3 protein-coding genes are annotated in these 16,556 nt (G+C 37.5%); 1 reads left to right on the forward strand and 2 read right to left on the reverse strand.

Annotated features, from left to right (window positions below; translation table 11 throughout):
• The first annotated feature begins 39 nt into the window (after window positions 1–39).
• On the forward strand, window positions 40–15,072 hold the full coding sequence (locus A6J74_RS08855) for a DUF7507 domain-containing protein (protein ID WP_080609474.1): 15,033 nt from the start codon (window positions 40–42) through the stop codon (window positions 15,070–15,072).
• A 67-nt stretch (window positions 15,073–15,139) separates the two neighbouring features.
• On the opposite strand, the gene A6J74_RS08860 is transcribed toward A6J74_RS08855, so the two are convergent.
• Window positions 15,140–15,280 (reverse strand): FbpB family small basic protein, encoded by a 141-nt coding sequence (locus A6J74_RS08860; protein ID WP_001228051.1) that lies wholly within the window; start codon window positions 15,278–15,280, stop codon window positions 15,140–15,142.
• 329 nt (window positions 15,281–15,609) lie between these two features.
• The gene (locus A6J74_RS08865) at window positions 15,610–16,476 is read right to left on the reverse strand and encodes a 5'-3' exonuclease (protein ID WP_000757080.1); all 867 of its coding nucleotides are present in this window, start codon (window positions 16,474–16,476) and stop codon (window positions 15,610–15,612) included.
• Between the last annotated feature and the right edge of the window lie 80 nt (window positions 16,477–16,556).

Consider the following 16,556-nt stretch of genomic DNA (forward strand, 5'->3'; position numbering starts at 1 on the left):
TTATTTTGACCAAGACTATATTGTAAATGAGGTGACAACATGCCCATTACGAATCGATTTTCTACCACCACTAACGGCGCACTCGCTATTACAGGAAATACTTTAGGCTTAAGTAAAATTAGTAATCAAAACCGTGCTGGTACAATCGGGGCAATTGGTGCATTCGTAACTACGAATACTGCTTTACAAGTACCTACTTTTCCTGCTGGTACAACGTTAAACTATACACAAAATAGTTCTACCGCTATTTTAAATATCCCTGCTGGTAGTACGATTCTTTACGCAGAACTCGTTTGGGGTGGAAACTATTTATCTCGTGATCAAAACATTACGAATGTATTAGGAAATCCAGTTTCTTTTACAACACCTGTTTCAACATACTCGATTACTCCTTCAGCTGTTACAGCTTCAAATCAAACATTCGTTTCAAACTCTATTACATTTGGCTTTTACACTCGTTCAGCAGACGTAACAACTCTTATTCAAGCTGGAGGCTCTGGTTCCTATACTACGGGGGCTGTCCCTGGACTTGTAGATCCTATTGATGCTTCTAATGGAACAATTAATTCGGCTGGATGGACACTTATCGTCGCTTATCAAAACGGGACATTACCTGCAAGAAACTTAACAATTTACGTAGCTGGTAACCGCGTTTCTGCTGATACTGGTAGTGCAGATGTAGCTGTTTCAGGATTTTTAACACCTGCAGGAGGACCAGTAAGCGGGAGATTATTTTTAAGTTCTACTGAAGGAGATGCAGATTTAACAGGGGATCAAGCATTATTTGGACCAAATTTCAGTTCATTAAATGCTTTATCTGGGCCAAATAATGCTGTAAATAATTTCTTCGGTTCTCAAATTAATAATGCCGCAGGGAACTTAGATACAACGGGGACATTTGGAACGCGAAATCAAAGCGCTTCTACAGGCACAAACATCTCCGCTGGAAGACAGGGCTGGGACATTACTTCCATTGATATTTCTCCTTATTTAACAAATTCTCAAGTGTCCGCCGCAATCCGTTTAACAACTAACGGAGACGCGTATATGTTGAATACAGTCGGTTTACAAATCAACATAAATTCACCTAACATACAAGCAACGAAAAGCGTGAATAAAAGTGTTGCAGCAATTGGAGACGTTCTCACTTATACAGTTACTATCCCTAACACCGGGCTTCTTCCGGCCAATAACGTTATTTTTACAGACATTCTCCCTAACGGTACTTCCTTTATACCTGGCACTGTAACAATTGATAATGTCCCGCAAACAAACGCAAATCCGGCCGCTGGTATATCTCTTGGAACAATTAATAATGGTGCTTCTCGTACAGTAACTTTCCAAGCTACTGTCGTTTCTCTTCCAAGTCAAAACCCTATCTCTAACACTGCTAATATTACATTTCAATATACACCAATTGCTGGAGGAACGACTTTTAACGGTCTTGCAACAAGTAACTCTGCTGGAACACAAATTAACCTCGCAGATATTAATGGTACAAAATCAGTTAACAAACTTTTTACCGATATTGGTGAAACGTTAACATACAGTATTTCCTTAGCTAATATAGGAAATATCGCCGCAACGAACGTTATATATACGGATCCGATTCCTAGCGGGACTACTTTCATTCCAGGAAGTGTAACTGTTAACGGAGTTACTCAAGCAGGAGCGAATCCCGCTACTGGTATATCAATTGGATCGATTGCCGCAAATTCCACTACTACTATTTCATTTCAAGTATTCGTTCCGTCTATCCCTCAAACAAACCCAATATTAAATAGTGGTACAACAACATATCAATACATTCCTGTACCAAATCAGCCGGCAGTAAGCGGAACTGATACGACCAATATCGTATCTACTCAAGTGAATAACGCTACTGTAACTATGGCAAAAGCAGTAGATAAAAATTTTGCAGATATTGGTGATACACTAACGTACACCGTTTCCTTTACAGGTACAGGTAATACGAATGCGAACAATGTTATTTTTACAGATGTCATTCCTACAGGAACAACTTTTGTCCTAAACAGTTTAACAATAGATGGCACGACACAAGTTGGAGCAAATCCGGCTAACGGTGTGAATATAGGATCCATCCCAACTGGTACAACCAAAAATGTTTCATTTCAAGTAGTAGTAAGTGCAATACCCGCATCAAATGTCGTATCTAACGGATCAAGCGCTTCTTATCAGTACACCGTCACCCCTAGCCAATCACCCGTTACAAAAAATATTTCCTCTAATCTTGTTTCCACTCAAATTAACAATGCGAATGTAACATTAACAAAATCAACAAACAAACAATTTGCTACAATTGGCGAAACGATAAGTTATACAATCCTTATTACAAACAGTGGAAATACGGCGGCTAATAACGTTCAACTAACAGATCCACTTCCAAATGGAACGATTTTAACATTAGGTTCTGTAACGCTCAATGGCGTTTTACAAAATGTAGATTCTCTCGTTGCTTTACCTATCGGCACAATTCCTGGCGGTGCTACTTTCACCTTATCCTTCCAAGTAACAGTCATTAACATTACTGCACAAAACCCTATCATTAATAATGCTTTCGCCTCTTATATTTACACTGTAAATCCAAGCCTACCACCAACTTCAAAAACAGCAAATTCTAATTCTGTTACATCAACAATTAGACTAGCAAACCTTCATGCTAATAAATCTGTAAGTCAAACGTTTGCGGAAGTTGGAGATGTATTAACTTATACCTTTTCTCTTACAAACGATGGAAATGTTGCCGCGAATAATGTATTACTATCCGATTCAATTGCGAATGGTACTGCCTTTGTACCGAACAGTGTTATAGTTAACGGTGTTTCTCAACCGGGCGCAACACCAGCTAGCATCAATATTGGTAGCATCAATGCTAATGCTACAATTACAGCTTCATTCCAAGTATTAATAACTAGCATTCCAAACCCAAATCCTATTTCAAATAGTGCCTCCATTTCCTATAACTTTATCGTTGATCCAAACGCTTCACCTGTAAGTAAAAATACAACTTCAACTACTACATTTACTCAAGTAAACGATGCAAATGTCATTTCTGCAAAAACAGTAGATCGAGAGTTTGCTACCGTAGGGGATATATTAACTTATACCGTTATTTTGACAAATGCAGGAAGTGTTTCTGCTGATAGTCCAACTTTCGTAGATACAAATCCAGATGGCACTACCTTTATTCCAAACACTTTCCTTATTAACGGTGTACTCCAAAATAACGCAGATCCAAATATAGGCGTTCCGTTACCTGGCATTCCTGCTAACGGCTCACTTACCGTCTCTTATCAAGTAACTGTCACCTCTTTACCAACACAAAATCCAACAGTAAATTCATCTAGTACACAATATAGCTTTATTCTAAATCCGGGCGATCCACCAACTATAGAAACATCTTTAAGCAATACTGTAAGTACACAAATTAATGTAGCAAATGTAATTGTTTTCAAAGATGTAGACTTAACTATCGCAGATGTTGGGCAACCAATCACATATACAATTGCCTTAGCTAACCCTGGAAATACTCCAGCAAATAATGTAGTTGTTACCGATATACTTCCTACTGGTACGACTCTCGTACCAAATAGTATTTTTATAGGTGGAGCTTTACAGTTAGGTGCGGATCCAAGCGTTGGTCTTCAAGTTGGTACTATTCCAGCAGGTGGTATTACAACAATTGTCTTCCAAATTAGTGCAAATAGTTTACCTTTACCAAATCCAGTTCAAAACAGCGCTGCACTTCAATATAGCTTTATCGCCGATCCAAATTTACCTGCTGTTGTGAGAAACGCTACTAGTAATATAGTAACTACACAAATTAATACTGCTAATATTGTTGCTACGAAGCTAACAAGCACAAATTTCGCTGATGTTGGTGATGTCATATTATATGCAACTATTTTAACGAATAACGGAAATATCCCTGCTTCTAATGTAACATTTACAGATATCATTCCAGCGGGTACCCTCTTCATCCCTAATACTGTGACGATTAACAATGTCCCTATAGCCAATGCAAATCCTGCTAACGGCATTTTTATCGGTACGATAGGTGCGAATGCATCACGTATCGTTTCATTTCAGATTTTCGTACCAAGTATCCCTGCTGTAAATCCGATTACAAATCAATCAGGCACTACATTCCAATATACGTACGATCCATCCAAACCAGCTGTAATGCAGATGGTTGCTTCTAACACGGTACAGACAACTATTAATAACGCCTCAATTGCCGCTACTAAATCTGCAGATAAACAATTTGCTAACGTAAATGATATTATTACGTACACGACTACTTTAACGAATAGCGGGAACACACTTGCATCAAATATCGTATTTACAGATGCCATTCCAAGTGGGACGTCATTTATTCCAAATAGTGTAACAGTAAATGGTACGACACTCCCTAATGTAAGTCCAGCAAGCGGAATTGCAATTGATCCAATAAACCCGAATACAAATACAATCATCTCGTTCCAAGTGCAAGTAAATACCATCCCGAATCCGAATCCAATCCCGAATCAAAGTAATACAGCGTACCAATATGTCGTAAATCCTAGCTTACCTCCAGCATCCGCCAATGCGGTAAGTAACGTAATAACAACTCAAATTAATAACGCTACAATCGTCGCTACTAAATCAGTGAATACACCGACAGCTGCAATTGGAGATATCGTAACCTATACGATTGCAATGGCAAATACGGGGAATATCCCTGCTAGTGCAACCGTTTTAACAGACGGACTTGGACCAGGTGCATCCTTCATCCCAAATTCTGTTACGATAAATAACGTATCCCAACCTGGATTAGATCCTTCATTAGGTATTCATTTAGACGATATTTCACCAGGAGGAACTACTTTTATTACATTCCAAGTAAAAATTCTTGAGATTCCTCCTAGCGGTACTTTAACGAATAACGCCCTTGTAAATTATGAATATACAGTGAATCCAAACCAAACACCTGCTGTTGGAAGCACTGTAACAAACACGACTGCTACCCCAATTGTTGACGCTACTTTAGTTTTAATTAAAAATGCGAGTACAAATTTCGCTACGATTGGTGATACGATTACATTCACTTCATTTGTTACAAACACAGGAAATACTACTGCGAACAACATTGTTTTTACAGATACAATTCCAAACGGTACTGCCTTTGTCCCAAATAGCTTTAAAATAAACGGCGTAACTATCCCGAATGCAAATCCACAAAACGGTATCAATATTGGTAACTTGAATTCAAATGCATCGATTACACTCAGTTTTCAAGTAAACATTACAACGCTTCCAAACCCTAATCCAATTCCGAACAAATCATCGCTTCAATATAGTTTTATTGTTGATATAAATGAACCACCTGTTTCACGAACAGTTCAATCTAATAAAACTTTTACACAAGTAAATACAGCTTCCGTTATCGCAACAAAAACTGCAAGCAGTGCATTTGCTGCTGTCGGAGATACAATTACGTATACAACTACTCTCACTAATAGCGGAAATACTACCGCAAACACACCTATTTTTATCGATATATTACCACCTGAACTTTCATTCGCTCCTGATAGCGTACAAATTAATACCGTCCCACAACTTGGATTTAGGCCAGATAACGGGGTTCCTTTAGACTCAATTCCAGTTGGAGGAACGACAACAATTAGCTTTCAAGCTATCGTTGGCTCAATTCCAGCTACAAATCCAACATTGAACCAATCTAGCACAACATACTCTATCATTGTGGATCCTACCCAGCCGCCGGTGACAGAAACAGCTACAAGTAATCCAACTTTAGTTCAAATTAACGAAGCGATTATTCAAGCAACGAAAAGTGTGGATCGAATATTTTCTGACGTAGCACCTGGAAATTCATTTTTAACGTACACTGTTTTATTGGAAAATATAGGTAACTCAACTGCTACGAATATCATTTTTACAGATCCAATTCCGAATAATACAGTCTTTATAGAAGATAGCGTTCGAGTAGGTGGCTTTTTATTACCTGGAGTAAATCCAGCAAACGGGATACCAATTGAGGATATTATCGCAGAGGATTTTATAAACGTCACCTTCCGCGTGCAAGTAGTTAGCATTCCAAATCCGATTTTCACAATTGGACCTGGGGGACCAAACTCACCGGTTGTAAACGGGGCTTCCATTGATTATCAATTTATGACAGGACCCAATTTACCACTCGTTTCAAGAAATACGACATCCAATCCTGTTTCGACACAAATAAATTCCGGGGAAATTGCACTTGTTAAATCTGTAGATAAAACTTTCGCAACGATCGGCGATACAATCTCTTATACAATTACATTAAGTAACCCTGGAAATGTCACTTCACAAAATATTATCTTCACGGATATTTTGCCTGATGGAACGACATTTATATCTGGCACTCTTACAAATGACTCTGGTACACAGCAAATTGGAAATCCAGCTAGCGGGATTCAGATTGAAAACATAAATCCAAGCGGAACGGCCATTATTACTCTCAACGTACTTGTTACAAACATTCCAAGTATAAATCCAATTTCTAATTTTAGTTCGGTACAATTTGCACATGTGATTGATCCTAGCCAACCTGCCGTATCACAAACGAATGTATCTAATACGGTTTCGACAACTATTAATAGTGCAATTTTAACAACCCAAAAAAGTGCTGATAAATCTATAGTTTCAGTTGGAGATACAATTACGTATACCACTACTATTACAAATACAGGGAATACAGCAGCAACGAATATAACATTCACAAGCGCTATTCCAGCTAGTACTACATTCATATCAAATTCAGTCACAATAAATGGCGTTCAGCAGTCTGGCGCACAACCGGCACTTGGAGTAAATATACCAAATATCGCTCCTGGTGAGACAGTAACTGTTACTTTCCAAGTAAATGTTATTTCTTTTCCACCTTCAGGTTCAATTATGGGTAATGACACAATTTTATATTCTTATACTGTTGATCCAAACAGCACTCCTGCTACTACTTCTACTTCAACGAATATCGTTACAACCCCAGTACTAGATGCAATGATAACGATGATTAAATCAGTCGATCAAACACTTGTAACGCTAGGTGATACCATTACCTATACGACCATTTTAACGAATAACGGAAATACAAATGCAACGAATATTACTTTCACTGACCTTATACCAGATGGTACAACGTTTATTACTGATAGCGTTACAATAGATGGCATCACGCAAATTGGTCTTAATCCTAATACAGGTATTACGATTGGAGCAATTGCTCCTAGCAGCTCAATATCTATAGCATTTCAAGTGACCGCTACTTCTACACCAGTTCAAAATCCTATTGCAAATTCCGCTACTGCTTCGTACACATTCATCGCTGATCCAAATGCACCGATTGTTTCAAGAAATGTTACTTCAAATACAACGTTGACTACAATTAATACAGCTACCATTCTTTCACTAAAACAAGTCGATAAGTCCTTTAGTCGTATTGGAGACACACTCACCTATACTGTCACTTTAACAAACAACGGAAACTCATCCGCACAAAATGTTATTTTCACAGATACAATACCGAGCGGAACTACATTTATTGCAAACACATTTTCTATTAATGGAATTCCTCAAAGTGGTGCGGATCCATCGAACGGTGTAAATATTGGTCCTATAACAGCCGGGACTACAGTAAATGTTTCCTTCCAAGTAAACGTAATCTCATTACCAACCGAAAACCCAATTGTAAATTTCTCATCGACATCGTATCAATTAGTCTCACCACCTGATGCGGAAACTTCAATTAGTAATCCTGTTTCAACGCAAATTAAAGAAGCCATATTATCCATGACGAAAAATGAAAGTGTATCCTTTGCAGATATCGGGCAAACTGCTTTTTATACCACTTCTATTTCGAATGTAGGCAATACGGATGCAACGAATATTGTATTCACAGATGTATTACCAAGTGGACTCACGTTTGTTCCTAACACATTAACTGTCGATGGTATTTTACAACCTGATGCAAACCCAAATACAGGTGTATTACTTGCAACACTTCCACCAAATGAAATATATAGTATTGTTTTTCAAGTTACAGTGAACAGTATTCCACCTAGTAATCCGACACCCAATACAGCATCTACTAATTATGAGTTTACTGTTGATCCAAATAATCCTCCTGTTTCAAGTACAGCTAATTCTAACACTACGCTTCTTCAAATAAACAACGCGACTATTATTAGTACAAAAACAGCGAATCTTACTTTTGCGGATATTGGTAATATAATAACGTTTACACTTAACCTTCCTAATACAGGGAATGTGGCTGCAACTGATGTAACGATTATCGATATTCTTGATAGCAATTTAAGTTTCGTTCTAAACAGTTTCACAGTTAATGGGCAAACCATTCCAAACGCTGATTTATCCACTGGTGTAAATATAGGCTCCATTAATGGTAGTAATGCGGCAATCGTCACATTCCAAGCAACTGTTACTACACTTCCAACACTCAATCCCATTTCTAATTCTGCTTCTACCACATATCATTACGTCGTTGACCCTAGCCAGCCATCTATTACAACTTCCAATCAATCTAATACAACGACAACACAAATTAATAGTGCTATCCTTACTGCACAAAAAAATTCAAATGTATCTACGGTAGATATCGGGCAGGATATTACCTACACCGTTACAATTACAAATAGCGGAAATGTTAGTGCAACGAATGTTATTTTTACCGACCTTATTCCAGACGGAACTTCCTTTGAACCGAATAGTCTTACACTTAACGGAACTAGCATCCCAAATGCGGATATAGTTACAGGCGTTCCAATTGGTGATATCGCGCCAAACGAATCTGCCGTTGTAGCATTTCATATTAATGCCAATGAAATTCCGCCTATAAATCCTATTACCAATCAAGCTAGCGTTAGCTTTCAACATATCGTTAATCCAGCCAATCCTCCAGTTTCAAAAAACATTACTTCCAATAGTGTTACAACAAAAATTGAAAGTGCTATTTTAAACACTATGAAAATAGGAGATAAAGCATTTGCAACGATTGGTGATACGATTACGTATACAACGACTATTACGAACACAGGAAATATTCCAGCTAACAACGTTGTTTTCTCAGACCCTTTACCGACATGGACACAATTTGTTGCAGGATCCGTTGTTGTTGATGGCACTCCATTACCATCTGCTTCCATTATTGACGGTGTTGGTATAAATACAATCAATCCAAATCAAACTGTAACAATCATATTCCAAGTGCAAATCGTAAGCAATCCAACAACGTTCACACCTGAACTCCAAAACTTAGGGTTTGTTAACTTCCAATATAACGTAGGCAATGCATTACAGGCTCAGCCTGGCAACGTGGAAACGAACGTCTTCGTTACTTCTATTAACTCAGCAATACTTTCAGCTGTAAAAACTGCTAGTACAGCCTTTGCGAATATCGGAGAAACGATCACTTATACGGTTTTGATTCAAAATAACGGCAATACAAACGCTACGAATCTAAACTTCTCAGACCTGATTCCAGCAGGAACGATCTTTGTTGAAAATAGTTTTGCTGTAAATGGCAGTATCATTCCAGGGGCAAATCCAAATAATGGAGTTAATATCGGAACCGTTAGCGCGAGTAGTTCCTTAACTGTTACTTTCCAAGTCATAGTTACATCTACTCCACCTTCAAACCCAATTACAAACGTAGCATCTATTCAATACGCATTTATTGTTGACCCGGCAGCCCCTCCTGTTACAGGCACAATAAATTCTAATAGCGCTTCAACACAAATTAATAACGCTACTGTTACAACGGTTTTAGAAGCAAATCGAACAATCGTATCTATCGGAGATGTAATTACGTATACAGCAACATTAACAAACACTGGAAACTTTCCTGCAAATTCTGTATTACTCATTAATGGGATTCCTGAAGGGGCATTATTTGTTCCAAATAGTGTTACGCTTAACGGGATTTCACTCCCAGATGCAAGTCCAACACTCGGTATTCCAGTTGGTATTATCGCACCAGGTAATTCTGCTACTATTACGTTCCAATTTCTTGCAACTTCTATTCCACCTCAAGGGGCAATCATAAATCAAGCCATTACAAGTTACACGTATATCGTCGATCCGAGTCAACCTCCAGTTACAGCAACATCCTCATCTAATACGGTGACTACAGCTGTCGTTGATGCATCGTTATCTGCAATTAAAAATACAGATTCTCTCGTACAATCTACTGACGGTACAATCACTTACACAGTAGTCGTTCAAAATAACGGAAATACAACTGCAAATACAGTTACTTTAACAGATTTAGTCCCAGAAGGAACTGCATTTATCCAGAATAGCGTGACCATTAATAACATCTCAGTTCCAGGTGCCGATCCAAACGTAGGAATACCATTAAACTCCATCGCGCCGTCAGAAATCGTCACCGTCACATTCCAAGTTATCGTCCAATCCATTCCAAGCGTGAATCCAATTTCTAATACAGCCCGTATTGACTATACTTTTATCTCTGATCCGACCGCTCCTATCATCTCTCGAACAATTACGTCTAATCCAGCTTTCACACAAATTTCGGACGCGACTGTTCTTTCTTTAAAAGCAGTCAATGCACAACAAGCAACCACAGGTGATATTTTGACTTATACGATAACACTAGAAAATACCGGAAATATTCCAACTACTAATCTCATATTTTCGGATACTATCCTCCAAGGGACTACATTCGTAGAAAATAGTTTTACACTTAACGGAACAGCTATACTTGGTGCAAATCCAAATGTAGGTGTTACTTTGCCTAACCTAGCAGCAAACGCTACTCACCTTATTTCGTTCCAAATTCTTATTAACGATTCATTCTCGCAAGAATCAATTACAAATCAATCCAATACAACGTATACAATTCAACCAGATCCAGGGCAACCGCCTATTACTGAAACATCTACAAGTAATATCGTCATTACAAATTTCGTGCAAGCACAATTGACAATTACAAAAACATCCAATCCAACAACTGTAGATATTGGTGGAACTATACTTTATATTTCTGAAGTGAAAAACATCGGTAATGTTGATGCAATAAATATTATTTTCACAGATTCTATTCCAGCTGGGACTACATTCGTTCCCGATAGTGTCACAATTAACGGTGTCCTGCAGCCAGGTGTAAATCCAGAAAACGGAATACCGATTGGAACAATTCCAGCAAACAGTTCCAAAACGATACTATTTCAAGTGCAAACAAATAATCCACCTACTGAAACTGAAATTGTAAATCAATCTTCAGCAACTTACCAATATGTAAGTATTCCTACAGCTCCACCGGTGAATCGCTCTGCAAATTCTAACGTTGTTACAACATCACTTCAAAATGCAAATATTATTTCTGTCAAAAGCGCGGATGTAACTTTCGTAGCAATTGGGCAAACTATTACCTACACAAATACACTACAAAACATAGGAACCGTTCCAGCTAACAATACCGTGTTCATTGATAACATTCCAGAAGGTACTATATTCGTCGAAGATAGCTTATCAATAAATAATGTGATTCAGCCTGGAGCAAATCCTGAAAACGGAGTAATTCTTGGCACGATACAACCAAATGAAACAGTCACTATTTCATTCCAAGTACAACTTACAAATATACCAGAGAACAATACAGTCATTAACATTTCAGACACTTCATATGAATACCAAATTGACCCTAGTTCTCCAATTATTCAGCGTAGATCGTTATCAAATGCAGTAAACACGGAAGTGCGGACGGCTAATGTTCGTGCAATTAAATCCGCCAATAGATCCATTACACGCATCGGTCAAATCATCACATATACAGTCGCAGTTACAAACGCTGGTACAGTACCTATTACAAATACTCTCCTAATTGACGCGATTGCAGCTGGCACCACATTCGTTCCAAATAGCATCCTTGTAGATGGCATATCAAGGCCTAATGAAAATCCAATTACTGGAATCACCCTTAATATTATCCTTCCAAATAATACGATTATCGTTACATTCCAGGTAAATGTAGTCTCTACACCTTCTCAAAATAACATTAATAATATCGCCGTCATCCACTATGAGTATCAACCAGACCCAAGCTTACCACCAATTTCAGAAACGACCTCCTCCAATACTACAAATATACAATTTATTGATGCTATTCTTATCGCTACAAAATCCGCTAATACAGTATTAGCTAATATTGATGAAACCATTGAATATACAGTACTCATTCAAAATAACGGATCCACTACAACTAACTCCATCTTTTTTACAGATACTATAGAGGATGGAACAGTATTTATTCCAGAAAGTGTCATAGTTAACAATACTGTACTTCCTGCAGCAGACCCGAATATCGGCTTTTCCATTCCTAATATCGCATCAGGTCAAATGGCTACAATAACATTCCAAGTTTCCGTTACGAATTTACCAGCTGTAAATCCAACACCTAATACTGCAAACATCGTCTACGACTTTATTTTCAACCCTGACTTTGCACCAATTCAAAAATCTACTATTTCCAACACTACTTTCGTTCAAATTAATGATGCTGATATCGTTTCACTTAAAACTGTTGATTTGACTTCTGTAACGATTGGTGGCATTTTAACTTATACAACAACTTTAACGAATACAGGAAATACGGATGCTACTGCTGTTGTATTTACAGACAACATTCCTGATGGAACAACCTTTATAGACGGTAGCGTTTTAGTAAATAACATTCCACAGCTTAACGCCAATCCAAGTACCGGTATACTCGTAGGAACGATTGCTCCTAACATTTCTATCCCAGTCACATTTTCTGTTACAGTCGTAGCTCTTCCAGCTAGCGGCCATGTTCAAAATCAATCAACTTCTCGTTATACGATAAACGGGGAAGAACAAATATCGAATAGTAACATTACCTTCACTGAAGTTATTTCTGCTAATGTAATTGCGACAAAAACAACACCTATCCAATATGCTGACCTACAAACTATCATTCCTTATACAATTTCCATCATAAATAACGGAAATATACAAGTGGAAAACATTATCGTTACAGATATCATTCCAGCAAATACGAGCTTTATAGAGAATAGTGTTATTGTGAATGGCAACGCTCGTCCAAATGACAACCCACTTAACGGTATACAAATTGATAGCATTCCGCCTAATACGACAGCAACTATTCTATTCCAAGTACGGGTTACTTCCATTCCGCAAACAAACCCAATCTCTAACACGAGTACAATTCAATATGAATACACAGTACCAGATCAACCACCTATTACCGAAACTATTATTTCATCAGCTGCCGTAACAGAAATTCATCACGCGAATTTAAATAGTAATAAAGCTGTTGACCTTGCATTTGCAACGGTCGGTGATACGTTAACGTATACGATTACCCTAAATCAAACTGGTAATGTTGCAGCAAATGATGTAGTTATTCAAGATATTATTCCTCAAGGTACTACGTTTATTGAAAATAGCGTCATTGTAAACGGAGAAACTCTTCCAGGAGTGAATCCAGTAAGCGGCATACCAATTGGCACTATAATGGTAGGTGGAAATGCTATCGCTTCCTTCCAAGTAACTGTAACTTCTATTCCAACACCAAACGAACTACACAACAACGCAATTACTACTTTTAACTATATAGTCAACCCAAATAACATCCCTGTTACAAATACGACTACAACAAATACCGTCACCACTACTGTCCAAAATGATAATGTCATTGCCATAAAATCTGTTGGTGTAACAAATGCCTTACCTGGTCAAACTTTAACGTATACAATTACGATTACGAATAGCGGTAATGTAACGATTGAAGACCTTCTTGTCAGAGACACCTTACCAATAGATACGACTTTTGTTGTTGGTAGTGTTACGATTAACGGAATCAATCAGCCTAATGAGAATCCTGAAAATGGTATTACATTAGGTAATCTTGCTCCTAATGAATCTGTTATTATTACGTTCCAAGTGACAATATCTTCTTCTACTCTTCAATCTACAATTAATAATAATGCTTCTGTTTCCTATACCGTTATCATCGATCCAACAAAACCACCTATTACAATTACAAAACAAACAAATACCGTTACAACGACAGTCATTGATCCGATGGTTCGCATTGAAAAAACAGCAGACAAATCTATCGCCGTTATAGGAGATATCATTACATTCACATTAGCGGTATTTAATCACTCCCCAATCCCGACAATCAGTACTTCTGTTATAGACAGTATTCCAGCTGGTACAACATTTATAGAAAACAGTGTAACAATTAACGGTACTCCAGTTCCAAATGTTCGTCCAGACACTGGTATTAATATTGGTTCTTTATCTGCAGATACAGTAGCAACTATAACATTTCAAGTTCTCGTAACTTCTATTCCTTCAAACAGTACAATTATAAATTCTGCAATAGTTACCGCTGCTTTTCAATTGACACCACAGGATCCAATTATTACTTTCATTGTTAATTCAAATATTGTTCGTATACCAGTTCAATTTGCAACTGCAACAGTCACGAAAAATGCTTCCGTCAGCTCAGCTTATTTAAATCAATATTTTGATTACACGGTGCGTATTACGAACACTTCCGAGATTTCACTTTCAAATATCTCGTTACAAGACACCATTCCAGCAGGTTTACAATTTATAAACGGCACTGTCTTCATTAATGGGGAACGCTCGCCATTAGCGAACCCGAATATCGGTTTCCTAGTCGCTACTAATTTGGAACCGAACGAAACAATTATCGTGTTATTCACAGTACAAGTGATAAGTCCACCTATTCATAATGAATTTAAAAACACAGCAAACGTTTCTTTACAACTTCAAATCTCGCCTACCGATCCACCAATTACAGTAACCGTTACAAGTAACGAAAACATCGTCACCTTTATTCCAGAAAATCCAGATGACACACTACCAAATTTTAATTGTTTCTTTGACGGTGAACGTTTCATACGCATTACTCCTCGAAATATACGAAATTACTTTTGGACTTGGATTTGGTGGCGTTAATCAAAAAAGAAAAAGCTTGTAGTTCGGATAATATCCAAACTACAAGCTTTTTTCATAAACAAAATTATCAATTGCTAGCAGCACTATATGCTACATGTCGTTTCTCAATCCGTTCTTCAATTTCTTTCATATTCTCTTTATTAGTTAGTAGGGATTGTTTATTTTCTATTAATAATTGTTTAAAGGATTTTCTCACTTTTTTTCGCATGTTTATTTTCCTCCTTGGGGGATGGTTTATATAAAAGATAACTTGAAACTTTAATCAATGAAAGGATGTACCCTCACTAATTATTAGCCTACATCAATCGGGCCTTTACAGGGAGTTACTCTTCCATCATCACTCTTTATTCAGCGATAATATTGATATAGAAGTCCCACCGCCCGTTAATGCGGGATAAGGATTTATCTGTGTAGACTTATAATAATTGATTGTTGTGAAATCCATTTGAACTTCACATGAAAATTCCGTTTATTTTCTGACAACTTTGTGAACAAAAAAAGAAAGACCGATTCATTCTAAATCGGTCTTTCTAGTATTTATAACATGTTTATTAACATTTCAGGTCTTCCCCAATTCATTTCGTTACATACAAAGCGTAGTTTTTCTTCGTCCATTGTGTGTAACCCTTCTTCTAACGAACATGAAATTGGAACTTCACAATGAATTTGCGCTAATTGTAAAGAGATATTTAAATTCTCTAAATCACTTTCAATTTTTGTACGCTGCGCTTTCGTTAATGATGCTATATTTTCTAGTACTGCCGATACTGTGCCGTATTCTTGAATAAGCTTATACGCTGTTTTTTCACCAATACCTTTTACGCCTGGATAGTTATCACTCGTATCTCCCATGAAAGCTTTCGCATGGACAATTTGCCAAGGTTCTACACCTTTCTCTTCCATGATTTTTTCCGGTGTGTAATACTCGTAATTTCCAATTCCTTTACGAAGAAGCATAACTGTAACATTCGTATCAACAAGTTGAAGTAAATCTGTATCACCTGTCAAAACATAAACTTCTGCTTCATTGCAATATTGTTTTGCAAGCGTACCAATACAATCATCCGCTTCATAACCTTTCATGCCTATTACAGGCATAGATAATTTCGCAGTCATTTCTTGCACTAAATCAAATTGCGGAATTAATTCTTCTGGCGGTGCTGCACGATTTGCTTTATAATTCGAGAAAGATTCCGTTCTAAATGTCGTACTTCCCATATCCCAGCACGTTACAATGTGCGTTGGTTCGATTGCTTGTGTTGCTGTTAATAAATGCTTCATATAACCATGAATCCCGTTCGTCGGGGTACCATCTTGTCGTTTCATAAATTGTCCGTAGACACTTGTTGCGTAAAAAGCACGAAATAATAGTGCCATACCATCAACTAATAATACTTTTTTCATAATTCCTCTCCTACTAACAAAAAATAATAACCTCACGTTATCACGTAAGGTTATATAAATAGATTACCATTCTACGTTTT

Origin of the sequence: Bacillus sp. FDAARGOS_235, assembly GCF_002073415.2 — a bacterium.
Taxonomy (GTDB): Bacteria; Bacillota; Bacilli; order Bacillales; family Bacillaceae_G; genus Bacillus_A; species Bacillus_A toyonensis.

What these genes read in the sequence shown, in the direction of transcription:
- A6J74_RS08855 (WP_080609474.1), top strand. Translation starts at nt 40, where the DNA reads ATGCCCATTACGAATCGATTTTCTACCACCACTAACGGCGCACTCGCT.
- A6J74_RS08860 (WP_001228051.1), bottom strand. Translation starts at nt 15,280, where the DNA reads ATGCGAAAAAAAGTGAGAAAATCCTTTAAACAATTATTAATAGAAAAT.
- A6J74_RS08865 (WP_000757080.1), bottom strand. Translation starts at nt 16,476, where the DNA reads ATGAAAAAAGTATTATTAGTTGATGGTATGGCACTATTATTTCGTGCT.